General features: G+C 61.8%; 22 protein-coding genes. 16 read left to right on the top strand and 6 right to left on the bottom strand.

Features of this window, described 5'->3' with window-relative positions:
• The first annotated feature begins 74 nt into the window (after positions 1–74).
• Positions 75–1,064, top strand: coding sequence for an aldo/keto reductase (locus ACCD05_RS03705; protein ID WP_112435297.1), 990 nt, complete (start codon positions 75–77; stop codon positions 1,062–1,064).
• 78 nt (positions 1,065–1,142) lie between these two features.
• Here the strand turns inward: ACCD05_RS03705 and ACCD05_RS03700 are convergent, their stop codons facing one another.
• On the bottom strand, positions 1,143–2,036 hold the full coding sequence (locus tag ACCD05_RS03700; protein WP_112435296.1) for a LysR family transcriptional regulator: 894 nt from the start codon (positions 2,034–2,036) through the stop codon (positions 1,143–1,145).
• Positions 2,037–2,166: 130 nt separating this feature from the next.
• Here ACCD05_RS03700 and ACCD05_RS03695 point away from each other — a divergent pair, with 130 nt between their 5' ends.
• The 13 genes from ACCD05_RS03695 (at position 2,167) to ACCD05_RS03635 (ending at position 14,480) form a co-directional block, all read left to right on the top strand.
• Positions 2,167–3,360 carry an MFS transporter gene (locus ACCD05_RS03695; RefSeq protein WP_112435295.1) on the top strand — a complete coding sequence of 398 codons (1,194 nt, stop codon included), beginning with the start codon at positions 2,167–2,169 and terminating at the stop codon, positions 3,358–3,360.
• Between the two features lie 22 nt (positions 3,361–3,382).
• The gene (locus ACCD05_RS03690; protein WP_112435294.1) at positions 3,383–4,213 is read left to right on the top strand and encodes an aldo/keto reductase; all 831 of its coding nucleotides are present in this window, start codon (positions 3,383–3,385) and stop codon (positions 4,211–4,213) included.
• 144 nt (positions 4,214–4,357) lie between these two features.
• A complete protein-coding gene (gene pqqA / locus ACCD05_RS03685) occupies positions 4,358–4,453 on the top strand; it encodes a pyrroloquinoline quinone precursor peptide PqqA (RefSeq protein WP_018896842.1) in 96 nt (31 codons plus the stop codon).
• Positions 4,454–4,497: 44 nt separating this feature from the next.
• On the top strand, positions 4,498–5,412 hold the full coding sequence (pqqB, locus tag ACCD05_RS03680; protein ID WP_413391166.1) for a pyrroloquinoline quinone biosynthesis protein PqqB: 915 nt from the start codon (positions 4,498–4,500) through the stop codon (positions 5,410–5,412).
• Positions 5,384–6,166 carry a pyrroloquinoline-quinone synthase PqqC gene (gene pqqC / locus ACCD05_RS03675; RefSeq protein ID WP_162717988.1) on the top strand — a complete coding sequence of 261 codons (783 nt, stop codon included), beginning with the start codon at positions 5,384–5,386 and terminating at the stop codon, positions 6,164–6,166. Before pqqB ends, pqqC begins: the two co-directional genes overlap by 29 nt.
• Positions 6,166–6,459, top strand: coding sequence for a pyrroloquinoline quinone biosynthesis peptide chaperone PqqD (gene pqqD / locus ACCD05_RS03670; RefSeq protein WP_112435291.1), 294 nt, complete (start codon positions 6,166–6,168; stop codon positions 6,457–6,459). The genes pqqC and pqqD overlap by 1 nt, the downstream gene beginning before the upstream one ends.
• Positions 6,459–7,586 (top strand): pyrroloquinoline quinone biosynthesis protein PqqE, encoded by a 1,128-nt coding sequence (gene pqqE, locus ACCD05_RS03665; protein ID WP_112435290.1) that lies wholly within the window; start codon positions 6,459–6,461, stop codon positions 7,584–7,586. Before pqqD ends, pqqE begins: the two co-directional genes overlap by 1 nt.
• Before the next feature lie 137 nt (positions 7,587–7,723).
• On the top strand, positions 7,724–8,797 hold the full coding sequence (locus tag ACCD05_RS03660) for an ABC transporter ATP-binding protein (protein WP_413391164.1): 1,074 nt from the start codon (positions 7,724–7,726) through the stop codon (positions 8,795–8,797).
• Between the two features lie 28 nt (positions 8,798–8,825).
• Positions 8,826–9,788, top strand: coding sequence for an ABC transporter substrate-binding protein (locus ACCD05_RS03655; RefSeq protein WP_112435288.1), 963 nt, complete (start codon positions 8,826–8,828; stop codon positions 9,786–9,788).
• Between the two features lie 27 nt (positions 9,789–9,815).
• Positions 9,816–11,495 (top strand): ABC transporter permease, encoded by a 1,680-nt coding sequence (locus ACCD05_RS03650; RefSeq protein WP_112435287.1) that lies wholly within the window; start codon positions 9,816–9,818, stop codon positions 11,493–11,495.
• 204 nt (positions 11,496–11,699) lie between these two features.
• Positions 11,700–12,668, top strand: coding sequence for a 3'-5' exonuclease (locus tag ACCD05_RS03645; RefSeq protein ID WP_112435286.1), 969 nt, complete (start codon positions 11,700–11,702; stop codon positions 12,666–12,668).
• A gap of 165 nt (positions 12,669–12,833) precedes the next feature.
• On the top strand, positions 12,834–12,980 hold the full coding sequence (locus ACCD05_RS03640) for a DUF1127 domain-containing protein (RefSeq protein ID WP_018896851.1): 147 nt from the start codon (positions 12,834–12,836) through the stop codon (positions 12,978–12,980).
• A 477-nt stretch (positions 12,981–13,457) separates the two neighbouring features.
• Entirely contained in the window at positions 13,458–14,480 is a 1,023-nt protein-coding gene (locus ACCD05_RS03635; RefSeq protein WP_112435316.1) for an LLM class flavin-dependent oxidoreductase, read from the top strand.
• An 86-nt stretch (positions 14,481–14,566) separates the two neighbouring features.
• On the opposite strand, the gene ACCD05_RS03630 is transcribed toward ACCD05_RS03635, so the two are convergent.
• The 4 genes from ACCD05_RS03630 to ACCD05_RS03615 all read right to left on the bottom strand — a co-directional run bounded on the left by ACCD05_RS03630 (position 14,567) and on the right by ACCD05_RS03615 (position 20,188).
• Positions 14,567–16,729 (bottom strand): glycosyltransferase, encoded by a 2,163-nt coding sequence (locus ACCD05_RS03630; RefSeq protein WP_112435284.1) that lies wholly within the window; start codon positions 16,727–16,729, stop codon positions 14,567–14,569.
• On the bottom strand, positions 16,714–18,015 hold the full coding sequence (locus tag ACCD05_RS03625; RefSeq protein WP_413391160.1) for a hypothetical protein: 1,302 nt from the start codon (positions 18,013–18,015) through the stop codon (positions 16,714–16,716). Before ACCD05_RS03625 ends, ACCD05_RS03630 begins: the two co-directional genes overlap by 16 nt.
• A 64-nt stretch (positions 18,016–18,079) precedes the next feature.
• The gene (locus ACCD05_RS03620) at positions 18,080–19,381 is read right to left on the bottom strand and encodes an HlyD family secretion protein (RefSeq protein ID WP_247750443.1); all 1,302 of its coding nucleotides are present in this window, start codon (positions 19,379–19,381) and stop codon (positions 18,080–18,082) included.
• A 345-nt stretch (positions 19,382–19,726) separates the two neighbouring features.
• Positions 19,727–20,188 (bottom strand): MarR family transcriptional regulator, encoded by a 462-nt coding sequence (locus tag ACCD05_RS03615; protein WP_112950601.1) that lies wholly within the window; start codon positions 20,186–20,188, stop codon positions 19,727–19,729.
• A 152-nt stretch (positions 20,189–20,340) separates the two neighbouring features.
• On the opposite strand from ACCD05_RS03615, the gene ACCD05_RS03610 reads away from it, so the two are divergent.
• Together ACCD05_RS03610 and ACCD05_RS03605 are read left to right on the top strand one after the other, a co-directional pair.
• Positions 20,341–22,422 (top strand): FUSC family protein, encoded by a 2,082-nt coding sequence (locus tag ACCD05_RS03610; protein ID WP_112988794.1) that lies wholly within the window; start codon positions 20,341–20,343, stop codon positions 22,420–22,422.
• An 84-nt stretch (positions 22,423–22,506) separates the two neighbouring features.
• Entirely contained in the window at positions 22,507–22,956 is a 450-nt protein-coding gene (locus ACCD05_RS03605; protein WP_112950600.1) for a YbaN family protein, read from the top strand.
• Positions 22,957–22,980: 24 nt separating this feature from the next.
• Here the strand turns inward: ACCD05_RS03605 and ACCD05_RS03600 are convergent, their stop codons facing one another.
• A complete protein-coding gene (locus ACCD05_RS03600; protein ID WP_112950599.1) occupies positions 22,981–23,871 on the bottom strand; it encodes an AraC family transcriptional regulator in 891 nt (296 codons plus the stop codon).
• Positions 23,872–23,886: the final 15 nt, after the last annotated feature.

Below are 23,886 nucleotides of genomic sequence, written 5' to 3'. Positions count from 1 at the left end.
TGCTCCGAGGCGCCATAGGCACTTCCTGTTTATACCGATGTGAGACGGCCAAGGTCGTCCTTAAGGAGCGTAAAATGCAAAAGCGGATACTTGGAAAAAGCGGACTGGAGGTCTCTGCGCTTGGCTTCGGCTGCATGGGCCTGAATTTCAGCTATAGCCATGCGCTGAGCACCCAGGAGAGCGTGACGCTGGTGCGCCAGGCAGTCGAGCGCGGCGTGACGTTCTTCGACACCGCCGAGGTCTATGGGCCTTACACCAACGAAGAGATCGTCGGCGAGGCGCTCCGGCCCATGCGTGACCGGGTGGTGATCGCCACGAAGTTCGGCTTCAATATCGTCGATGGCAAGATGGCCGGCGTCAACAGCCGCCCCGAGCAGATCCGCAAGGCAGCCGAGGGTTCGCTGAAGCGCCTCGGCATCGATGTCATCGACCTGCTCTACCAGCACCGCGTCGACCCGAACGTGCCGATCGAGGACGTGGCCGGCACGGTCAAGGATCTAATCGCGGAAGGCAAGGTGAAGCACTTCGGCATGTCCGAGCCGGGCGCACAGACCGTCCGCCGCGCCCATGCGGTGCAGCCTGTCGCCGCGCTGCAGAACGAGTATTCGCTGTGGACGCGCGGGCCGGAAACCAACGGCATTCTTGAAGCGTGCGAGGAACTTGGCATCGCGCTGGTTGCCTATAGCCCGCTCGGCAAGGGCTTCTTGACCGGCGCGATGAACAAGGACACGAAGATCGGCGAAGGCGACTTCCGCAAGATGCTGCCGCGCTTCACGCCTGAGGCGATGGAGAAGAACCAGGCGCTGATCGATCTCCTGAAGCGCATTGCCGAAGACAAGAAGGCGACGCCGGCGCAGATTGCACTGGCCTGGCTGCTGGCCCGGAAGCCCTGGATCGTGCCGATCCCCGGCACGACGAAGCTGCATCGTCTCGAAGAAAACCTCGGCGCGGCCGATGTGGCGCTGAGCGCCGACGATCTCGCGCAGATCGAGACGGCTGCCGCCGCCATCCAGGTCGAGGGCGAGCGTTATCCGGAGCAGTTGATGAAGACGACCGGTCTCTAAGATACGAGCCCGGAATTCGAACTTGGAAACGGCGCGCCTCGGGTGCGCCGTTCTTGCTTCGTTGGCCGACGTTCGCGGCTAGATCCGCTCGGCGAGAAAATCGATCAGGGCCCGGATACGGCTCGCAAGGTGCGGGTGGCCGGGATAGACGGCGTGGATATGCTCGATATCACCAGGATTGAACGCTTCCAGCACCGGCACCAGACGACCTTCGTCGATGTGCTCCTGCACGTGAAAGGTCCCCACCCGGATCAGCCCGACGCCCGCGAGGCAGAGACTGCGAATGGTCGGCCCGTTGTTCACTTCGACATTGCCGTGAACCGCCTTCGAGAAGGTCTGTCCGGTTGCTGGGTCCCGAAAGGGCCACTCCTCCCAAGTTTGCCGGAAGTTGAATGTCATGCAGTTGTGCCGGTCGAGATCGGCTGGCTTTTCGGGATTTCCCATGCGCTCGAGATAGCTCGGGGCCGCCACGACCACGCGCCGGCTGTCCATCAGCTTGCGCGCCTTCAGCGAGGTGTCCCTGAGATTGCCCGAGCGGATCGCGACATCGGCACGCTCCTCGACGATGTCGATGATCCCGTCGGTCAGCGAAAGATCGAGCTGGACGTTCGGGTAGCGGGCCAGGAACTCCGGCACCAGCGGGACGACATGGCGAACCCCGAAGGCGACCGATGCGCTCACCCGCAGCCGTCCGCGCGGCGCGGCCTCGCCGCCTGTCGAGACGATCTGCTCTGCTTCCTTGATGTCTTCGAGAATGCGCTGCGCGCGCTCGAGATAGACCTCACCCTCCGGCGTCAGCTGCAGACTGCGCGTGGTTCGAACCACCAAGCGCGTCTTCAAGCGTTCCTCCAGCCGGCTCACCAGCTTGCTGACGGCCGAAGGCGACATGCGCAGCAGGCGTCCGGCCGCCGAAAAGCTCTGCAGCTTCGCTGTATGCACGAAGACTTCCATCTCGCCGACGGTGTTATCCACTGCTCACCCCTGTGAATTCAATTCATAACTATTGAGGCAATGTAGCTGCTTATCGCGGTAATGTCAGTGGTCCATATTCCAGCCATCCCAAATCGCCGCTTGTCCGGCATCGTCACTGGATGGATTCACAATGCCCCTTGCCCTTTTTGCCTTAACGGTCGCGGCTTACGCGATCGGCACGACGGAGTTCGTCATCGTCGGGCTCCTGCCCACCGTCGCCAATGATCTCAACATCGACCTGCCGCTCGCCGGCCTGATCGTCAGCGTCTACGCGCTCGGCGTCACTTTCGGCGCGCCTGTTCTGACCGCGCTCACCGGTCGTCTCGATCGCAAGCTGCTGCTTCTCGGCCTTATGGCGCTGTTCATTCTCGGCAATACGATGGCAGCGCTCAGCCCGGGCTATGCGCCCCTGCTCGTCGCCCGCGTTCTCTCCGCTTTCGCGCACGGTGTCTTCTTCTCCGTCGGCTCGACCATCGCGGCCGACCTCGTTCCCGAAAACAAGCGTGCGTCGGCGATCGCCATGATGTTCATGGGCTTGACGGTCGCGATCGTGACCGGAGTTCCGCTCGGCACGCTTATCGGCCAGACCTTCGGCTGGCGCGCGACATTCGCGGCTGTCGCCGGCCTCGGTGTTATTGCCTTCGCGGGTCTCTGGATCCTCTTGCCGACAAACCTCAAGAAGGCGCCGGCGGCGACGATCGGCGAGCAGGTCAAGGTTCTCGGCAGCGGCCGTCTGCTGATCGTCTTCGCGATGACCGCTCTCGGTTACGGTGGCACCTTCGTCACCTTTACCTTCCTGGCGTCTATTCTCGAACAGGTCACCGGCTTCCAGGCCTCGGCTGTCAGCCTGATCCTGGTGCTCTACGGCATCGCGATCGCCATCGGCAATATCGCCGGCGGGCGCCTCGCCAACCGCGATCCTATCAAGGCTCTTGCCTGGCTCTTCTCCGCGCAGGCTATCGTTCTCGCCATCTTCAGCTTCACCGCCGTGTCGGCTTGGCTGACGATCCCGACTTTGGCTGCCCTCGGCTTCCTGTCCTTCGCCAATGTGCCTGGCCTGCAAATCTACGTCGTGCAGCTTGCCGGCGTGGTTCGCCCGGCTGCCGTCGATGTCGCCTCGGCCTTGAATATTGCCGCCTTCAATCTCGGCATCGCGGCGGGCGCCTGGGTCGGCGGCCTCGTGGTCGCCTCGTCGCTCGGCCTTGGGGCCACGCCATGGGTCGGCGCCATCTTCGTCGTCGGTGCTCTCGTTCTGACGCTCTGGAGCGGCTCGCTCGACCGCCGGACGCTTGCTTCAACCAAAACCGCCGCTTCCGCGGCCTGATAGGATCGAAAGGAAACCCCTCATGAAACTCGTCAACGCCAATGGCGCTTCCATCCCGGCGCTCGGATTCGGCACGTTCCGCATGGAAGCCGCCGATACCGAGCGGATGGTCTCTCATGTGCTGAAGACCGGCTACCGCCACATCGATACCGCGCAGATCTATGGCAACGAAGCTGCCGTAGGCCAAGGGATCGTCTCGTCGGGCGTCGCCCGCGCCGATATCTTTCTCACCACCAAGGTCTGGGTCGCAAACTATGAGCGAAGCGCCTTCCTGGCCTCCGTCGATGAAAGCCTGTCGAAGCTCAAGACCGACTATGTCGATCTGCTACTGCTGCACTGGCCGAACACCGCCGTCAGCCTGGAAGAGCAGATCGCCTCGCTGAACGAAGTGGCCAAGGCGGGCAAGGCACGCCACATCGGTGTCTCCAATTTCAACACGACGCTGATGAGGGACGCCGCGCGCCTGAGCGAACGGCCGCTCGCCAACAACCAGGTCGAGTATCACCCATATCTCGATCAGCGCCCGGTCATCGAGGCGGCGCGCGAGCTGGGCATGTCACTCACCGCATATTACGCGATGGCCGATGGCAAGGTTCTCAGCGATCCTGTCCTCAGCGACATCGCGGCCGCGCACGGCCGCTCGATCGCGCAGGTCGTGCTTCGCTGGATCGTTCAGCAGGGCTTCGTCACGCTGTCGAAGACAGTCTCGGAGACCCGCGCTGCTGAGAACGCCGCGATCTTCGATTTCGCCCTGAGCGATGAGGACATGGCACGGATCCACGCGCTTGCGCGGGCCGGCGGCCGCATCGTCAGCCCCGATGGCCTGGCGCCTGAATGGGACTCTGCCGCGTAGTCTTGCTGGTACGCCCGCCCGATCTCGCGATTGTGATGGCTTTGCGACATTGGGCGGGCAGCCATGCTGAAAACGCTATTGCAGTGCAGCATGAGTGGGCCTAGGTGAACTCTTGTAGATAAACCAGCATGAATGGAGACACACATGTCTTGGCACGCCCCTAAGTTCATTGAAGTCAGCTGCGGTATGGAAATCAACCGTTACGCTCCTGCCGACGGCAACGAACCGATCCTTTTCTAAGGTCGGCTAAATCCAATCTGTATTGTAATTTTTGAGGTCCGCGCGTGACAGATTCATCTGGCTTTCGCGGTCTGGTTCTTGGGGCCGCCGCGGGCGGCGGCCTTCCGCAATGGAATTGCGGTTGCCAGAATTGCCGCCTTGCGCGCGATCCGGCATCCGGTGTCAGGCCACAATCGCAATCATCGCTCGCCGTCAGTCTCGATGGCCACAGCTGGGCGGTTTTAAACGCTTCTCCCGATATCAGGCAGCAGATCATCGACAATAGCGCGCTGCATCCCAAGGCGCTGCGTGACAGTCCGATTAAGAGCGTGCTGATCACCAATGGCGACATCGACCATCTGGCTGGCCTGTTGATCCTGCGCGAAAAGCAGCCGCTGCAAATCTTCGTTACGGCGGCGATTGCCGAGATCATCGACGACAACCCCGTCTTCCGCGCCCTTGATCCCGCCTTTGTAAAGCGCCACACGATAACGCTCGAGCAGCCGTTTTCGCTACTCCCGGGCGTCGTGGCCCGGCTTTTCGCGGTCCCTGGCAAGGTGCCGCTGTTCATGGAAAACGGCGAACCCGAGCTTCAGCTGGAAGGCGAGCAGACTGTTGGTGTCGAACTGATTGGCGAGGGCAAGCGCGTCTATTACATTCCGGGCTGTGCCCATATCAACGATCGCCTCATCGCGCGGATCGACGGCGCCGACGCATTGTTCTTCGATGGCACCGTGTTCACCGACGACGAGATGATCACGCTCGGCGTCGGCCATAAGACCGGGCAGCGCATGGGCCATATGGCGATCAGCGGCCCCGATGGCAGCTTCGCGGCCCTGTCGAAGCTCGATATCGCCAAGAAAATCTACGTCCACATCAACAACACCAATCCGATCTGGCGGGCCGGGCCCGAGCGCGACATGCTCGAGGCGAGCGGCTTCCGGATTGGCCATGACGGCATGGAGATCGACTTTGACTGAAGCACCTGACCGGCAGGCATTCGAAGCGCGGCTGATGGCGATCGGCGCGGACCGCTACCACGACAAGCACCCGTTCCACAAAATGCTGCATGGCGGCCAATGCACCATGACGCAGGTCCGCGCCTGGGTGATCAACCGCTATTGCTATCAGAGCCATATCCCCATGAAGGACGCCGCCTTCATGTCGCGTCTCACGGATGCCGACATGCGGCGCGCCTGGCGCTCGCGCATCGAGGATCACGATGGCGGGCTCACCGAAGGTGGCGGTATTCGGCGTTGGCTGAAACTCGCCGAAGCTGTCGGCCTCGATCCCGACTACGTCGCCTCCGGTCGTGGCATCCTGCCCGCGACGCGCTTTGCCGTCGAAGCCTATGTTCACTTCGTCCGCGAGAAGCCGCTGCTTGAGGCCGTTGCCTCGTCGCTGACAGAGCTTTTCGCGCCAAAGATCCATGCCGATCGTATCGCCGGTCTGCTTGAGCACTATGCCTTTGCCGACGATCAGGCGCTCTCCTATTTCCGCCAGCGTCTGAACGAGGCACCCGTCGATGTCGCCTTCGGCCTTGCCTATGTGCTCGAGAACGCGAACACGCTGGAGAAGCAGGATGCGGCAGCCGCCGCACTGACGTTCAAGACCGAGGTGTTGTGGGCGCAGCTCGATGCGCTGCATTTCGCCTATGTTACGCCGGGCCTGATCCCGCCGGGTGGCTGGGATGGTCGTGAAGGCGTGATCGGCGAGCTCGAGGAGATCGCGTGATGAGCGAAGACACGGTCGCGATAACCGGCAGCATGGTCGTCAAGCTGGCCCGTGGCGTGCGTTTGCGCCACGATCCGGTGCGCGGACAGACCGTTCTGCTCGCACCCGAACTCGCGATGGCGGTCGACGAGATCGCCGTGAAGATCATCGAAGCGCTCGATGGCAAGCGCGATCTCGACACGATCGCCGACGACTTCGCCGCCGAATTCCAGGCGCCGCGCGAGCAGATCGCGACCGATGTCCTGGCATTCATCCGTGAGCTCGCCAATCGTCGCATGCTGCAGGTGTTGTGATGGGCGTCGAGGCAAGGGTCGTTAAGCAAACGGTCGCTCCGCTGTCTTCAGTAGCGCCGCCGCCAATGGCACTGCTTGCCGAACTCACGCATCGCTGTCCGCTTGCCTGCCCCTATTGCTCCAATCCGCTGGAGCTCACGGGCATCAAGGAAGAGCTGTCGACCGAGGAATGGGTCCGCGTCTTCCAGCAGGCCGCCGAAATGGGCGTGCTCCACCTTCATCTGTCTGGCGGGGAACCGGCCTCGCGGCGCGATCTTGTCGAGCTGACAGCAGCGGGTGCGGCGGCCGGCCTTTATACCAATCTCATTACTTCGGGTGTCGGTCTCACCGAGAAGCGCCTGCTTGAGCTTGCCGATGCCGGCCTCGACCACGTGCAACTCTCGCTGCAGGGAACGAACCCCGCAAGCGCCGATCGCGTCGGCGGTTACAAGGGCGGATACGACCGCAAGATGGCCGTCGCCGCCTGGGTCAAGGCAAGCGGCATACCGCTCACGGTCAATGCCGTCTGCCACAAGCAGAACATGGACCAGCTGGACGATATGCTCGATCTCGCTGTGAAGCTCGGTGCCCGGCGTATCGAGATCGCCACCGTGCAGTTTCACGGCTGGGCCGAAAGAAACCGCGCCGCCTTGATGCCAACGCGAGAGCAGGTCGAGCGGGCAAACAAGACCGTCGTCGAGGCCCGCAAGCGCCTGGAAGGCATTCTGGTCATCGACTACGTGCCGGCCGACCACCACTCGTCCTATCCCAAGGCATGCATGGGCGGTTGGGGACGGATCGGCCTGAACGTCACGCCGTCGGGCCGGGTCTTGCCTTGTCACGCAGCGGAGACGATCCCGTCGCTGACCTTCGACAATGTTCGCGAGAAGTCGCTGTCCGACATCTGGTATCACGGCTCCGCCTTCAACGCCTATCGCGGCGAAGACTGGATGCCGGAGCTTTGCCGAAGCTGCGACCGCAAGGCGATCGATTTCGGCGGCTGCCGCTGCCAGGCAATGGCGCTTGCCGGCGATGCCAGCGCAACCGATCCCGTCTGCATTCGCTCGCCGTTGCGCGATGCGCTGACGCTACAGGCCGACAAGGATGCGGCGGCTGTCCCTGGCGATTTCGTTTACCGCGGTCGATAGAGGGTTGTCCTCCAGCGCTGTGGGGCCATTCCTTGCCCCACAACTCTGTGATGTCATACATCCCACGTTAACAATTGTGTCACGAAAGTGTCATTCCGTCTGACTATAAGCGGCTAAATTTCTTTCCGTTGATAGTCATGATAACCAATTTTTCTGCACAACCAGCCGCCGTGTCGGTGTCGGGTCTCAGCCTGCATTTTGGCTCAAACACGGTTCTTGATAACGTCGATCTCGCGCTTGAAAAGGGCAAGGTTCTTGCACTGCTCGGCCCGTCCGGTTGCGGCAAGACCACGCTTCTGCGCCTTGTGGCCGGCCTGCTGGCGCCGACCAAGGGCAGCGTAAAGATTAACGGAAGCGTGGTGGCCGATGCTGCCGGTGGCCTGTTCGTGCCGCCGGAAAAGCGCGGCCTCGGCATGGTGTTTCAGGACTACGCTCTCTGGCCGCATTTGAGTGTGGCGGACAATATCGCCTTTCCGCTGGAGATGCGCGGCGTCGGCCGCAAGGATTGCGAGCGACGTGTTGCGGCGGCGCTTGAACGGGTCGGTCTCGGCGGTTTCGGGGCCCGGCGCATCAGCGACATGTCGGGCGGGCAGCAGCAGCGCGTTGCAATCGCCCGCGCCATCGTCGCCGAGCCGGCAATCGTCCTTTTCGATGAGCCGATGTCGAACCTAGACCGCGAGCTTCGCGAGACCATGGTGCGTGAGATCGGCGCCTTGATATCGGATCTCGGCCTCACCGCCATCTATGTCACCCATGATCAGAGCGAGGCGTTTTCGCTGGCCGATCAGGTTGCCGTTATGCGTGGCGGCGTCATCGAACAGATGGCGGCACCCGAGACGCTGGTGAGCGCGCCGGCGACGCCCGAAGTCGCGGAGTTCCTGCGCCTCGGCTGCGTCGTTCCTGTCGCCCGCGATGAGGGCGGTCTTCGTCTCAACCAAACCGGTATCGTGCTGAAGGACGACAATGCTCCCGCCGGCGCGACCCATGTGCTGCTGCCGTCACAGGCCGTGCGCCTGACATCGGGGGAGGGCTTTCCGGCCGAGGTCGTCCACTCGCAGTTTCGTGGCGATGGCTATCTGACCACGGTCGCGCTGGGCGCCCGGCCGGCTGCAAGCGAACTCACATTCCTGGCGCGTCAGCGCGCTGTCGCGGGTGAGGTGGTCAACCTCGTCATCGATAGCGGGGACATGCGCTGGTTCACGCGTAACTGAAGCATATCAAACACTTATGGAGGCACATATGAGCAGATCATTTCTTGGTGCGGGCTTCGCCCTCATCGCCGGCGTACTTGCGGCAGGCGTCGCCCACGCTGATATCACCGTCTACTCCGCAGGCCCCGGCAGCCTGATCGAGAAGCTTGCCGCCGGTTACACCAAGCAGACCGGCCACAAGGTCGAGGTGTTCCAGGCAACGACCGGCAAGATCATGGCGCGCATCGAAGCCGAAGCCGCCAATCCTGTCGTCGACGTGCTGATCTCTGCATCCTGGGATACGGCGACCGATTTTACCAAGCGCGGCTGGCTGGTTTCCTACACGAGCCCGAACGCTGCCAAGGTTCCTGATTTCCTCAAGTCCGAAACGGCTGTTGCCCAGGGTGTTTCCGCGCTCGGCATCGCCTGGAACCCGGCAAGCAACACGCCGAAGCCGACCGAATGGGCCGACCTCGCAAAGCCTGAATACAAGGACCTGGTCAACCTGCCGGATCCCGCGCAGTCGGGCGCAAGCTTCGAACTGGTGGCGGCACTTGCCGGTAGCCAGGGCTGGGACCTCTTCACCAAGCTCGACGCCAACGGCGCCGTTGTCGCTGGCGCCAATGCCGAAGCCCTGAACCCGGTTCTGCAGGGTGCAAAGGCCGCCGTCTTCGGCGCGGTCGATTACATCTCGCTCGCCGGCAAGGCAAAGGGCGAGTCGATCGACGTCATCTTCCCGGCTTCCGGCACCGTTGTCGCGCCGCGCCCGGCGATGATCCTCAACTGGTCGAAGCATCAGGATGAAGCCAAGCAGTTCATCGACTACATGCTGTCCGACGAAGGCCAGAAGCTGGTCGCCGCCACCTACCTGATGCCTGCCCGCAGCGACATCCCGGCTAACCGCCCGCTGGTTGCCGATCTCAAGGTTTTGCAGATCGACGCCACTGCCGTTTACGGCAAGCGTGACGAGACGCTGAAGGAATTCGCCAAGATCTTCGCTGCCGGCAACTGAACTGAAGAATAATCGAGACTGAAGAGCATGAAAGCGAACGGCGCAGCCGGCACCGGGCCGATAGCATGGGTGGCGACATCGGGTTTGATTGTCGTCGTGGCCGTGCCGTTCGTCTTCATCGTCCTCCAGGCGATTTTCCCTGAACTGGGGCGGAGTTCTCTCGCCGCCCCGTTCCTGCACCTTCCCGAGATGCTGTCCGATCCCAAGCTTCTGCGGATGGGTGGCAATTCGGTCATTCTCGGCATCTGCGTCATGCTCGCGGCCGCCTTGTTGGCCGTGCCGCTTGCCGTCTTTCGCGCCTTGTTCAAGGTGCCCTTTGCTATCTTCTGGGACGTGGCGCTGCTCGTTCCCTTCATGATCCCGCCCTATATCGCGACGCTGGGCTGGATCATGACGCTGCAGCCGCGTGGCTATCTGCAACAGCTGACCGGCGTTCACCTCGCGCCCTTCCTGTTTTCCCTGGCGGGAATGACGACGGTGATGGCGCTCAACACGTTTCCATTGGTCTATTTCGCGGTCTCGCGCACCATCGAAGCTGTCGGAGCGCGTTATGCCGATGTAGGCCGTGTGTTCGGCGCTTCTTCCTGGCGCGCCTTCTGGCGCATCACGCTGCCGCTTTCGACGCCGGGGCTGGCCGCCAGCCTGCTTCTGGTCTTCGCTGCGGCGATCGAGGAATATGGTACGCCGGCGGCACTTGGGCGGCGGTCGGGTTTCGATGTGCTGGTGACCGAGATAGATCTGCGCATTTCCGACTGGCCCATCGACCTTGCCGGCGCCGCTGTCTTCTCGCTGATGCTGGTAATCCTGTCGCTTGCCGCCTTTATGGCGCAGCGCTGGATCCTCGCGCGCCGCTCCTATGTGACGACGGGCGGCAAGCCGCAGGCCAAGGACAAACGTCCGCTTGGAATCCTCACCATTCCGGTTCTCCTGCTTTTCGGCCTCGTGACGACGCTTGCCACCGTGATTCCGCTTCTGGCGATCCTGGCCACCGCGCTGTCGAACACGATCTCCGGCGGCCTAGCGGTCAGCAACCTCGGCCTCTCCAATTTCGCCGCGATCGCCGATAACAGCGCCGGCGCGTTGCGGGCGCTCGGCAACAGCTTCGCGCTCGGACTGGGCACGGCTTTGCTGACCGGCATCCTCGGTGCCGTCTCGGCCTACGCGGTGGCAAAAACCCGGTTCCGCGGCCGCATGATGCTCGATCTTTTGACGGCCCTGCCGAACGCTTTGCCCGGCGTGGTGGTCGCGGTCGGGCTCATCCTGGCGTGGAACCAGCCGGTGCTGCCGATCACGCCCTACAACACGCCGCTTATCCTGCTTCTCGCCTACTGCTGTATCCTGCTGCCGCAGCCGATGCGCTACACCACCGCGGCGCTGCACCAGATCGGCGACAATCTCGAAGCCGCTGCGCGCGTCTGCGGCGCCGGTGCCTTCACCGCGTTTCGCCGCATCCTGTTGCCGCTGATCGCGCCGAGCCTCGTTACGGCGATGCTGCTCGTCTTCGCGGTTGCCACCCGCGAACTGGTTGCGTCGATCCTTGTCGCGCCCGTCGGCATGCAGACGATCTCGGTCTTCATCTGGCGGCAATTCGAGCAGGGATCGATCGGTCTCGGCATGGCGATGGCCTTCGTTACTGTCGTCCTGACGACGCTGATCCCGCTGCTACTGCTGTCGCTTCTGAGACGAAGCGGGCTCGTCGCGGAGTAGTTTCCTGCTTCGTTGCTGACCCTCAGGGAGCGGCCAAGCCCCTCGTTTTGTCCACAGCGTATATGGGCCTTGCCGGCGCTGGCCCTCTCCGGTTGCCGATTATCCTTGCCGACCGGCTCGATTTCCCCATTGTTTTTATGGGTATACCCACTCGATTCGCTCGCTGCGGCGGCGGAACGGGGACGACGGCAGAGATCAGAGATAATGGCAGAACAGTTCGACATGTTCTCGGGCGGCGCAAGCCAGGCCTCCGGACAAGCAGCGCGCAAAGTATCGCTGAAGAGGCAGCCTCCAAGCGATGTCAGCGAACAGGGCATGGTCGATTGCCTGCTTGAAACAGGTCGCTACCGAATCTTGAAGAAGCTCGAGCCACGCGCCGTCGCAGCAACGCCGCGCCCCGGCTTTCCGCTCCGTGGCGTCATCCTCGATACCGAAACCACCGGTCTCAGCCATCGCAAGGATGAGATCATCGAGATCGGCGTCATCGCTTTCAGCTTCGACCACGATGGCAATATCGGCGACGTGACCGGTGTTTATGGTGGCATGCAGCAGCCGACGGTGATGATACCTTCAGAGATCACCAAGCTGACCGGCATCACCGATGCGATGGTCGCGGGCCAGGAGATCGATCTCGGGGCTTTGAAAGCCCTGATCGAGCCCGCCGACCTGATCATCGCCCACAATGCCGGCTTCGACCGGCCGTTCTGCGAGGCCTTCTCGCAGATTTTCGCCGGCAAGGCCTGGGCCTGCTCCAACGCGGAGATCGACTGGTCGGCCCGTGGCTTCGAGGGGACGAAGCTTGGCTACCTTGTAGGCCAGGCGGGTTATTTCCACGACGGCCATCGCGCCGTCGACGATTGTTTCGCATTGCTCGAAGTGCTTTGCCAGAATGCGGGCGCCGGCACCGCGTTTTCGGAACTCTATGCGGCCAGCCAACACGCGCGCATCCGCATCTATGCCGAAAACAGCCCCTTCGACATGAAGGATCACCTGAAGGCGCGCGGCTATCGCTGGTCCGACGGCAGCGACGGTCGTCCGAAGTCCTGGTGGGTCGAGGTGGATGAGGAAGCGCTCGAGGATGAGCTCGCTTTTCTCCGGTCGGATATCTACCGCTGGCCGGACGCCGATCCGCCAATCCGGCGCCTGACGGCCTTCGATCGCTTCAGGGCGTAGCTCTCTTTTATCGCCGATAGGTTGACCTCTGCATTTCATGCATGGGTGGCGTGATGCATTGTCGCTGTTTTGCTCAGAAAGAAGCACCTATATTAGCGACATCAAACGACGCCGGAGCCAATCAAGGTTGCTGACGTCAAACGAACCTCAGGAAAGGGGATCATCATGAACGTAGCACGCAGCCTGAACAACTGGCGCAAGTACCGTCAGACCGTCACTGAACTTGGCCGCATGAGCAACCGCGAACTGAACGACCTCGGCATCGACCGCGGCGACATCCGCGCTGTGGCGCGCGCTTCGGTAGCGCTCTAAGTCTTTCGAAAACCCATTGAAGTCCGGAAACGCCCGCTCGATCGTAGCGGGCGTTTCCGCGTTTTGGCCCGCAAATTACCTCACATGGAGGTCAAATTTTATTCCATGCGCCGGACGCATAGCTGCACTGCACAATGATGCCTAGAAAATGAACAGGAATTGGATATAGTCAATTTCAACGAAGCGATGCACCTCCTCCCGCAGAGCTTCGTGGTTCAGGCGCCCCACTCCTCCTCCCAGGGTCGTCTGAGGAACAACAGCACTCCTCCTCCCAGCTGTTGTTCGGTTCTTTTCGAAAGCCTGCCGCACCTCCTCCCGCGGCAGGCTTTTTCGATTCTGGGCCATATTCATCGACGTGAAACTGCCGCTCGATGCGATGATGCGTTGACACTGTGGTCACACCTGGACCGCTGTATCCACGGCCGGAACTGTGCGATGAAGCATGAATTCGTCAATCACGCTTCCACGGTGTACATTATGAAGAAAATCGGTTTCCTCTCGTTCGGACATTGGACACCGTCGCCGCAATCCGGGACACGCTCGGCGGGCGACGCGCTTCTCCAGTCCATCGATCTTGCGGTTGCTGTTGAGGAGCTTGGGGCCGACGGCGCTTATTTCCGCGCTCACCACTTCGCCCGCCAGCTCGCCTCGCCGTTCCCCTTGCTTGCCGCAGTCGGCGCCAAGACCAGCCGTATCGAGATCGGCACCGGCGTCATCGATATGCGCTACGAAAACCCACTCTACATGGCCGAGGATGCGGGCGCCGCCGACCTGATCTCAGGCGGGCGTTTGCAGCTTGGCATCAGTCGCGGCTCGCCGGAGCAGGTGATCGACGGCTGGCGCTACTTCGGCTATCAGCCGCCCGAGGGCGGGTCTGATGCAGATATCGGCCGTCGCCATGCGGAAGTTCTGCTCGATGTTCTGCGCGGCGAAGGTTTCGCTCAGCCGAACCCGCGTCCGATGTTCCCCAATCCGCCCGGCATGCTGCGTCTGGAGCCGCACTCCGAGGGGCTGCGCGAGCGTATCTGGTGGGGCTCCGGCTCGAATGCGACCGCCGTCTGGGCGGCCAAGCTTGGGATGAACCTGCAGAGCTCGACGCTGAAGGACGATGAGACCGGCGAGCCTTTCCATGTGCAGCAGGCCGCTCAGATCCGCGCTTACCGCGAAGCCTGGAAGGAAGCCGGCCACACGCGCACGCCGCGCGTATCGGTGAGCCGCAGCATCTTCGCGCTGGTGGACGATCGCGACCGGGCCTATTTCGGCCGCAGCGGGGAAGGCGACGACAAGATCGGCTTTATCGACGAGAAGACGCGGGCGATCTTCGGCCGCAGCTATGCCGCCGAGCCCGATGCGCTCGTGAAGCAGCTGGCCAAGGATGAGGCAATCGCCGAGGCCGACACCTTGCTGCTGACCGTCCCCAATCAGCTGGGCGTTGACTACAACGCTCATGTGGTCGAGCAGATATTGAAGCACGTCGCGCCCGCCCTGGGCTGGCGCTGAACCGCTTCGGCCCAACAGCTACCCGCTGACAAAGATGCCGGACCTCCAGGAGGCCCGGCATTTTTCTTTGCGTCAATAGGGCCGCATCACTCGGCCGCCGCCGGCGGAGTGGCGCCACCGCCAAGTTGCAGCAGCGGAACCTTCGGCGAGAAGAAGCGCGGCTTGTGGAACTTGCGCGGCGCTTCGCGTCCATTCAGCGTATAGGGCTCGATGTCGCCGACCAGAACCGCGGGCCGTGCGAACATGCGCTGCATCAGCCCCTGGACGGCGAGCACAGGATAGGCGCGTGCAGGCATCACCTCCGGCATTTCGCTGAACATGCGCTGCACCATCTTGCGCCGGATGTCCTCGGCGCCCTTCTTGATCTCATAATCGTCGCGCCGGTCCCTGATGGCGACAATCGCGAGTGACAGGCCCGAATTCGCCCGATCCATGCTGGTGATCTGCCCGGCGACGTCGAAATTGTCGAAGGGTGCGAAGATCAGGATGTCGCCAAGGCGCATCTGGCTGAGCGCGTTTTCCTCGCGCATCGTGATCTTGGCCGTATCGACCGAGATCGTATCGATCATGCAGGGAGCGGCCTTCCCGCCGCCGGCGACCTGGCCCTCGCGGGCAAGCGCAAGCTCGAGTTTCTCAAGGGGCGGGCGAGGGAGTTCGATACAGACGAGCATGGACACGAAGGCGTAGACCATGACAACCATGCCCCAGGCGACGCTGAAGCCGTCGAGATCGTTATAGGTGCCGAGCAACGGCCCGTTGAGCATGCCGATAAAGGTCAGCACGATGATGGCGAAGAACGTCGCGGCGATCGGGTAGAGCACTTCCACACGCCCGCGATCCTCGCCCTTGGCTGTGACCTTGAATGGGCGGCCGAAGGGGTGGAAAAGGGCGTGAATAAGGGCGATGGTGATCGGAATGGCCGAAACCATCTGCGACACCTCGGTGAAAAGCGGCAGGCTGCGCCGTCCGGAAACCCAGGAATGGAACGTCCACATGCCGGCAACCATCGGCAGCGCATAGAGGAAGAACGCCTCCGGCTCCATCAGAATAGCGGGCAGGCCAAGGAAGTAGAAGAGCAGGGGGGCGGCCATCAGCAGCAGGATGAAGGGTCGGCAGAACCAGAAGAGCAGGCCGTGGAAATAGTGCAGTCGCTGCATCAGCGTGTAGCCACGGCCGAGAAACGGGCCATCCTTCAAGAGCGCGACCTGGATCGTGCCCAGACACCAGCGGCAGCGTTGTGTAATGTAACCGGAGAGGCTTTCGGCCGAAAGACCGACGCTGAGGCGTTCATTGAGCCAGCGCGTCTTCAGGCCCTTCTGCATCAGGCGATAGGTGAGGTGGATATCCTCAGTCACCGTTTCCTGCGGCATGCCACCGATGAGATCGAGCGCATCACGGCGGACGATACAGGATGTGCCGACGCAGAAGGCTGCACCCCATCCATCCTTGGAGGGCTGCATGACGTCGAAGAAGATGCGCTGGTCGTCGACCCATGCCTTCGAGGCCAGCAGGTTATGCTGCACGGGATCGGCGTTGTAATAGAACTGCGGCGTCTGGATCAGGCCGATTTCGGTGTCGATGAACTGGCCCACTGTTCGTTTCAAGATGCCGCGCTGCGGTGCGAAGTCGGCATCGAGAATGAGGATGAAGGGCGCGTTGGTGTCCTCGGCCGAGCGCCTGACCGCATTGTTGATGTTGCCACCCTTGGCGCCGACATTGTCGTTTCGGCGCAGATAGCGCACGCCGACCTCGTTGCAGTAATCCTGAAGCCAGTCGCGGCGCCCGTCATCCAGCACCCAGACTGTGAAATTGCTGTAGTCGATCGCCTTGGCGGCCAGGATGGTGCGCTCCAGAATGGAAAGCTCTTCGTTGTAGGTGCAGATGAAGACATCGACGGCCGGGTGGCGGGAATGCTGCGCGATTAGCGCTTCGCTGGCGTCGGCCGCGCCGCTGTGGTCGGTCCGCTTGAAGAAAAAGACGATCGAAAGCACCGTGTAGAAAATAACGACCACTTCGAAGCCGAGATAAAAGCGGGGCCAGACCGCGTAGGCGCTCCACTCGAAATCCGGCAAGGTCTTTGTGATGCGGAAATACAGATAGTTCAGGAGCATGACCACCAGGATCGTGCCGAAGATGACGCGGTCCTTGCCGCGATTGGCGTCCAGCAGCCAGGCACAGCCCACGATCAGCGCGATCGCCAGCAGTGAGAAGAGAATCGAGTCCGACAAGGTGACTACTTCGGGGGACATGGACCATCCTTGCTACTGGCCGTCGCTTGGCCCTTGCGGCCGACGAAGGGGTTGATGTCGAGAGCGGCGAGAACGGCCCAGCCGGTCGCGCCGATATGCGGCAGTCGGTAGTATTTGAAGTCGCCGGGCGCGGAGTTCGGCCCGACCTGCAGGCCCGTCGTCAGCTGTTCGTTTTCCGTGGCGTAGACGAGGCCGCCGGGCTCGCGCTGCTTGGCGATGGTGGCAAAAAGCGGCTCGGCCTTCTCGGGGTGGCCGGTCTCGCGAAGCACGAGCGCCGCCTGCGCCGTGCCTTCCAGCCAGACACCATCGCGGTCGTTGTTGAAGTCGTAGCCGCCTTCCACTCCGTGGTTGAGATCCGTCCATTCCATCACGCGATCGGCCTTGGACTTGAAGTCCGGAACAGCGATCAATGGCCAGAGTTCGGCATCAAGGCCCGACATGCCCACATTCGGTGCATTGCCGTCGGGCACGCTGCCGATATAGAAGCGGCCTTCCGGCTCGTTCCACATAGCCTTGAGAAACTGCAGTGCGCTGTCGCCCTGATGCGTCCAGTCGCCACCCGCGTCCAGCCGGGCGAGCCAGCTATCGGCGGCGTAGACGTCGAGATTATGCTCCGTCGACTTCCAGGTCATCCGCTCGGGTGTCGGCTCGTGGCCGAAGAAGCCGCCGAGATAGCCGACATTCTTCGGGTCGGCCGTGCTGCGGTGGATCCAATCCATGATCTTGCGGGCGGAGTCGAGATAGGCCTGCTGGTTGGTCTCCTCATAGGCCATCAGCAGGGCAAGCGCGCCCCAGGCCGTGCTGCCGGTGGCCGTGCCGACCTGGTAGCCGTCCTCGATCCAGGAATTGCTGGCCGTGCTCCAATAGCCGGGAAGCAGCATGCCTTCCTTGCCAGGAATGACCGCGCCCGAGCGATAGGCGTTGCGCAGGCGTCCGTCGTGGTAGTGGCGGTCGGTCTCGAGCGCGACCACCAGCGCATCGGCAACACGGCGGGCTTCGGCGGTGCGCTGGCAGCCGTAAAGCGCCATCATCGCAAGCGCATTGTCGTAGGTGAAGCCGGTGTTTTCCAGCGACGGATGCAGCGCCGAGCCGCCATTGGCCGGCTCGAAACTGCGAAAGACGAAGGGCTGCTCCGGCTCGCCCGTCATCTTCGCGGCCAGCGCGTCGCACATCGAGCAGGCGAGCTGCTTGTTGCCTGCATCATCGGCACGCGCGGCGTCGACTATTGCTGCAAACAGTACGGTGGCAAGGAGTGATGCGACCACCGCGCGCCAAACCTCACGCATTGACGAGTTCATGCCCTTCATTTTCGCCCCTCGCGATACGCAGACAAACGTTCAGCTTGGTTTTTCAGGGTGTCGCAGTCTTGTTGGCCGGCAGCCGCGGGCCGGTGCCCTTGTCCAGCGATGTGGAAGCCGAGAGAATGCTTGCCGGCGATGTCAGCCCGGCAACGACAGCCATCGAGTACCGCGCGATACGCGAGGTGATCGTCTCGCCGAGTGAGACAATGACATCCTCGCCGACATGGCATCCGAAGAACTTGTCGTTGTTCTGCTGGGCCACGCTGCCGTCCTGGGCGGTCGGCTCGTCGATCTTGACGAGAACATAGACCTCATGCCCCTCGGCCTCGGGGAATTTCGCGAAATAGCGGTTTTCCGGGCCGGAGTTGAAGTACCGGACGATCTTGTAGATGTGGCCGCTGCGCTTGACGCCCAGGCTGCGGAAGTTGACCATCGCCGGCGTGCCGATCTCGAGCGCGGTCACATCGCGGCTTCGATAGACGGCGGCCGCAAAAGCCTCGGTGCAGTCGAGTGACTTGGCGACAGGCTGGCCCTGCATGACGAAATCGCCGAAGGATGCATCGACGCTGACGATCTGGCCGTGGCGCTCGGCGGTGACTTCGGCCGCGCCGGTCTTGCCGAGGCGTCCTTCTTCGCGCGAGATCAGGTTTTCGACCTGCTGCTTGCGCTCGGTCATCTGGTTGATTTCGATATTATCCTCGGCGATGTCGCCGGCGAGCTTCGTGCGCTGCATCTCAAGCGTCAGCAGGTTCGCGGCAACGGTACCGCCGGTATAGATGTCGCGGCCGACAAGCGACTGGACGATCTCGTTGCGGCGCAGCTCGCCCTTGGCGGAATCAAGTTCGGCCTGGGCCGCATTGCGCTTCTGGCGCTGCGGCTCAAGGCTCGTATCCGAGATCAGGCCTTTTTTCAGCAGCGTCTGCTGGCGCTGCAGCAGCGCGTCCTGTTCGGCGAGGCGGGCCTGATAGTTTTGCACATTGAATTCGGAATTGACGATCACCGCCGATAACTCGCTCAGCACGCCGGCCTTGACGCTGTCGATCTGCGACTTGACCTTGTTCAGCTGCTCGGTGCGCTCGGCTGCCACGCTCGTCGTGTTGTTGAGCTTTTCGGTCAGATCCAGCTTCTCAAGCCTGAGCCCGGTCAGCGATGTCTGATCCTGGTTCGGATTCGAAACCGTCGCCATGACGTCGCCGAGATTGACGACCTGGCCGACCTGCAGAGAAATCTTGTCCACTCTGCCGTAGATGGGCGAGGCGATCATCTGCACCGGTGCGTTGATCACCGCCCGTGTCGAGACGATGAAGAACTGGTTGGGGATCATCGCCATCGCGATGATGAAGATCAGCATAAATGCGAACGCATAACCTAGGATACGCGATACAGATAGTATCTTACGGTCCCTCGGATCGATACTCGTGGTTGCGGCCTTCATCTTCTTCAATCCTGACATCATCATGCTGCAGGTAACTTGAAGGGCGTTTCCGGGGTAGTATTTTTTATTTGTAATGTCTTTTATAGCAGTCCAAATATTCAGGCAAATAAAATGTGCGTATTCAAAATGATGTATTGACTAGAAATTTTCATTTGATTCGCTTGCTGTTGCAATAATGACAGCAATAGTTGAGGAGAGTATTCGTTATTGGTGGTTTCCTGCTCTTTATTTGTGACGGTTTTGTATCAATTCTTCTTGCGCTCAATCATTAGTAGAATTTTCGCCACTTGCCCGTACGATGGCATCGAGAACACGGTAGGCGGCCTCGATGTCCGCGTCCTCGACGTTGCGAAGCACTCGATCGCGCAATGACGCGATGACGCGTTCGACGCGATCGGCCAGTTCCTGTCCGTCTCGCGTCAGCCATATGGTCTTGGCGCGCCTGTCATCGGGATCGTCCCTGCGCTCGATATGGCCGCTGGCCGTCAGTTCGTCCAGCAGGCGGACCAGCGATTGGCTGGCGAGCCCCAGGCTGTCGGCAAGCTGCACTTGGCGAACACCGCCGCCTGAGCGGCTGACAAGGAGCAGGAGGTTGGCGCGTGACGCCGAAATTCCATCTTCGGCCAGCGCCTTTTCCGCCATCCGCTTCCAGATGCTTCCCGCCTGCAGCATACTGGACGTGACCGCCGCCCTGCGGCTCAAGGGTTTCGTCTGCTTTGTCATGCTGTTCGTCCTCCCCGCGCCGGCCTTCGTTGAAAGAGCGCTAAAGGCGCGCGGTCGCGCAGTAAAGCATATTGTTTTATTTTAATTCGTATGCAAATAGTACGTAGGCGATCTAATTCATGACGAGCGGCTGCGCTCCCCTCCGGTTTTTCATGGCAAGCAAGAAGCTCACCTGGCTCCCCGATACGTGGGACATGGTTTTCTCGATAAAGACGTTCATCGCAGCCATGCTGGCGCTGTTCATCGCCTTGTGCTTTGACCTGCCCAACCCCTATTGGGCTGTCACCACTGTCTATATCGTCGCGCATCCGCTATCGGGCGCAAGCACGTCCAAGGCGGTCTACCGTCTGGTCGGCACGGCGGCGGGCGGGGCGATGAGCATCGTGCTCGTGCCCAATCTCGTCAATGCGCCGGAATTGCTGACCCTAGCGATCGCGCTATGGGTCGCCTTCTGCCTTGCGATCAGCCTGCTCGACCGCACGCCGCGCAGCTACGGCTTCATGCTGGCCGGCTATACGACTGCGCTGACCAGCTTTCCGCTGGTCGACAATCCGGCGACGGTCTTCACCTATACCACTTCGCGCGTCATCGAGATTTTCGTGGCCATCATCTGCGCGGCAATCATCAACAGAGTGGTTTTCCCGCGCCATGCCGGGCCGGTACTGACAGCGCGTATTGATGCCTGGCTGAGGGATGCGTCCGTCCTGATAACGGCAGCACTCGACAGACGCCCCGAGGACGCGACGCTTGTCCGCACTTCCCGCCGTCTTGCGGCCGAGGCCGCCGATATCAGAATGTTCACGACCCATGTGTCTTACGACACCTCGAGCCACAGCGATCTCGTCGGTGCTTCGCGTGAACTTCAGGGGCTGATGATCACACTGCTTCCCGTGGTTTCCGGTCTTGTTGATGTGGATGCCGAGCTCGCTAGGACGGGCTATGAGCACACATCCGCGGTAACGAAGCTCATTGCCGGTGCGGATGAGTGGATGCGGACGAAAGAGCCGATGTCGGCGGACCGCTTCAGCGAGTTCGTGGCGCCACTTCAGGAGCTTGAGACCGAAGCGAAGTCCTCAAGCCGATGGCAGGATCTCCTCCTGTTGGACTTCGTCGCTCGCCTGCGGGACCTCTTGCAGATTTGGAACGAGTGCGCAGGCTTGCGAAAGGATATTGCCTCGGGATCACGATCCGCCCGGAAGATGCATTCGTCAGGTCTCGCGCAGGCAACCGCGCGCCCAACTCATAAAGACTATGGCATGGCGCTCTTCTCCGGCTTCGCGGCGGCGCTGGCCATCGTGCTTGGAACGGTCTTCTGGATCATGACAGGCTGGAGCAGCGGCGCCGGCGCGCCCGTCATCGCGGGCATTCTCATCTGCTTCTTCGCCGCGATGGACAACCCGACGCCGATGATCCGAAAGTTCACTATCTTCAGCATGGTGGCGGTCGTTTTGAGTTTTGTCTTCGTCTTCGCGGTCATGCCCGTTCTCAGCGGATTTTCCTCACTGGTGCTGGCGCTGAGCTTCCTCTTCCTGCCGCTCGGCGTGCTGATCGCCCGGCCATCCACCTTTCTGCTCGGCATGGCCCTGTCCGCCAACATCCCGACCATGCTGACCCTGCAATCGCGGCCGAGCTTCGATCTCGCCTCCTTCCTGAACGCCAATCTCTCGACCATCCTCGGAACGCTGATGGCGATCGGCATTGCCGCCGTGGTTCGCTCGGTCGGTGCCGAGTGGAGTGCGCGCAGGCTCTTGAAGGCGGCGTGGACGGATATCGCTTCGGTGGCGCGCAAGTCGCAGAAGCGCGATCCCCAGGCCCTCCTTTATACCATGCTCGACCGGCTCTCGCTGATGGCGCCCCGTCTCGCCTCTATCGCGGAGGGTTCCGCCGTCATCCAGGCGGATATGCTGAAGGACATGCGGGTCGGCACCAGCGTCGTCGATCTGCAGGGGTACAAGGGTCTGCTTCTCGCCGATCAACGCGCAGCCGTGGACGAGGTCCTCGATGCGGTTGCATCCTTCTATATGGAAAGACGTCGCAGGGCCGAGACGAAGCCAGCCTCTTCGCTTTTGCAGGCGGTGGATGCGGCGATCGATACCGTTCGCGCCCCTGTCAGGTCATCGGCGGCGGTGCGCAAGGTCCTGATGGCGTTGGTCGGTCTGCGGCACAATCTGTTCCCCAATGCCGACCAGCTTCACCATATCGAACCGTTGACGTTGCGAGAGGCGGCGGAATAGTGCCGGGCACCAGAAAGACGGCTATGCCCTTGCATTCCGCGACAGTGTCGTGAAAGGGATATCCAGCCCTCTATAAACCGGAAGATGTCTGTGAAACCCGGCCGCGTCACCGCCTATACTCTGCGTGCAGGATATTTCGTCCTTGGCATATTGATGCTGGTCCTCGCCTTTATCGGTGCGCTGCTGCCGCTGATGCCGACGACGATCTTCCTGATCCTTGCCGTCTGGTGCTTCACCCGCTCGTCGCCGCGCCTCGAAGCCTGGGTGCTGAACCACCGGACGTTCGGCCCGACGCTGCGGGCCTGGCGTGACCAGGGCGCCATATCGATGCGCGCCAAGGCCATGGCGCTCACCGGCATGGCCGGCGGTTATGTGGTGTTCTATCTCGCGGCAAGCCCGGGCATATGGCTCGCGTTGTTCGTCGCCTTGGTGATTGGCGGCTGTGCTTATTATGTCGGGTCGCGGCCGCTGCCATCCCCGTCGGCGCCCTCGGACGCCGATCATGGCGCCGCGCCGGAAAAGCCCGCGGACTGATCTTCCTCGCGGTATCTACGGCTATCAGCGTGTCTTGCCCACGCTGGCATACATGCCCGTCGTGCGAAACTCGGTCGGGTTGGTGCCGTAGACGCGACGGAACACCTTGGAGAAGTAGTTTGCATCCTCGAAGCCGGAGCGGATCGCCACTTCCTTGACCGGCATGTGGGCGGTCTTCGTCAAAAGCTTGACGGCCCGTTTCAGCCGCTTCTGCAGCACATATTCGGCCGGCGGCAGGCCTTCGTTGGCGGCGAACATGCGCGAAAAATGCGCGCGGCTGAGGCCTGCCACCCTTGCAAGGTCTTCCACCGGTAGCGGCTTTTCCAGATTGTCGGTGATGTAGTCGATCACGTGCTGCATCGTCCGGTATTCCTCGCTGAACACCGGATGCGAACCGAACACGTCGTCATAAAGCGCCATCGCCGCCTCATAGGCGATGGAGGATGCCAGCCCCGGCGTTTCGCCGCCGGTGATAAGCCGCAGGCTGCAATCGGCAAGATGCTCGATCGTCTGCGGCTGTAGCTTCAAGATCGGGCCGGTGACAGCGAGGATAGAGCGATGGATGCGCAGCGCTTCCTCGCCGTTCATCGAGATCCAGAAGAATTCCCAGCGATCGCCATCCTCCAGCCAGTAGCGGTGATTGTGGGGTACCAGCACCAGCAGCGTCTCGCCCTCCTTGACTCGCAACTCGCGATTCTCGTAGCGCAGATTGCCAGCGCCGCTGATCGTATGCTGCAATACCGTAAAAGGTGTCTGTCCGCGCTTGCGGCCGTCCCAGTCATAGGTGGCATTCTCGCGCACCTCGTAACCGGTGCTTGTCGGCATGGTGTGCAGGGATTGTCGGCCGCGCGGCAGCGAAACCGTGCGCATGGACGGTCCGCGATCGATCAAATCCTGCAGCACAGAATTACCCATGAAAGCATAATCCTT

Source organism: Rhizobium sp. Rhizsp42 (assembly GCF_047304155.1).
In the GTDB taxonomy this organism is placed as follows: domain Bacteria; phylum Pseudomonadota; class Alphaproteobacteria; order Rhizobiales; family Rhizobiaceae; genus Rhizobium.
Note: the sequence above shows the minus strand (reverse complement) of the source record. Positions and strands in the feature narration are given on the sequence as shown.

Bases quoted from the DNA above. Each gene is read 5' to 3' on its own strand.
- ACCD05_RS03705 (WP_112435297.1), top strand. From the start codon at position 75: ATGCAAAAGCGGATACTTGGAAAAAGCGGACTGGAGGTCTCTGCGCTT.
- ACCD05_RS03695 (WP_112435295.1), top strand. From the start codon at position 2,167: ATGCCCCTTGCCCTTTTTGCCTTAACGGTCGCGGCTTACGCGATCGGC.
- ACCD05_RS03690 (WP_112435294.1), top strand. From the start codon at position 3,383: ATGAAACTCGTCAACGCCAATGGCGCTTCCATCCCGGCGCTCGGATTC.
- pqqA (WP_018896842.1), top strand. From the start codon at position 4,358: ATGTCTTGGCACGCCCCTAAGTTCATTGAAGTCAGCTGCGGTATGGAA.
- pqqC (WP_162717988.1), top strand. From the start codon at position 5,384: ATGACGGCATGGAGATCGACTTTGACTGAAGCACCTGACCGGCAGGCA.
- pqqD (WP_112435291.1), top strand. From the start codon at position 6,166: ATGAGCGAAGACACGGTCGCGATAACCGGCAGCATGGTCGTCAAGCTG.
- pqqE (WP_112435290.1), top strand. From the start codon at position 6,459: ATGGGCGTCGAGGCAAGGGTCGTTAAGCAAACGGTCGCTCCGCTGTCT.
- ACCD05_RS03660 (WP_413391164.1), top strand. From the start codon at position 7,724: ATGATAACCAATTTTTCTGCACAACCAGCCGCCGTGTCGGTGTCGGGT.
- ACCD05_RS03655 (WP_112435288.1), top strand. From the start codon at position 8,826: ATGAGCAGATCATTTCTTGGTGCGGGCTTCGCCCTCATCGCCGGCGTA.
- ACCD05_RS03650 (WP_112435287.1), top strand. From the start codon at position 9,816: ATGAAAGCGAACGGCGCAGCCGGCACCGGGCCGATAGCATGGGTGGCG.
- ACCD05_RS03645 (WP_112435286.1), top strand. From the start codon at position 11,700: ATGGCAGAACAGTTCGACATGTTCTCGGGCGGCGCAAGCCAGGCCTCC.
- ACCD05_RS03640 (WP_018896851.1), top strand. From the start codon at position 12,834: ATGAACGTAGCACGCAGCCTGAACAACTGGCGCAAGTACCGTCAGACC.
- ACCD05_RS03635 (WP_112435316.1), top strand. From the start codon at position 13,458: ATGAAGAAAATCGGTTTCCTCTCGTTCGGACATTGGACACCGTCGCCG.
- ACCD05_RS03630 (WP_112435284.1), bottom strand. From the start codon at position 16,729: ATGTCCCCCGAAGTAGTCACCTTGTCGGACTCGATTCTCTTCTCACTG.
- ACCD05_RS03625 (WP_413391160.1), bottom strand. From the start codon at position 18,015: ATGCGTGAGGTTTGGCGCGCGGTGGTCGCATCACTCCTTGCCACCGTA.
- ACCD05_RS03620 (WP_247750443.1), bottom strand. From the start codon at position 19,381: ATGCTGATCTTCATCATCGCGATGGCGATGATCCCCAACCAGTTCTTC.
- ACCD05_RS03615 (WP_112950601.1), bottom strand. From the start codon at position 20,188: ATGACAAAGCAGACGAAACCCTTGAGCCGCAGGGCGGCGGTCACGTCC.
- ACCD05_RS03610 (WP_112988794.1), top strand. From the start codon at position 20,341: ATGGCAAGCAAGAAGCTCACCTGGCTCCCCGATACGTGGGACATGGTT.
- ACCD05_RS03605 (WP_112950600.1), top strand. From the start codon at position 22,507: ATGTCTGTGAAACCCGGCCGCGTCACCGCCTATACTCTGCGTGCAGGA.
- ACCD05_RS03600 (WP_112950599.1), bottom strand. From the start codon at position 23,871: ATGGGTAATTCTGTGCTGCAGGATTTGATCGATCGCGGACCGTCCATG.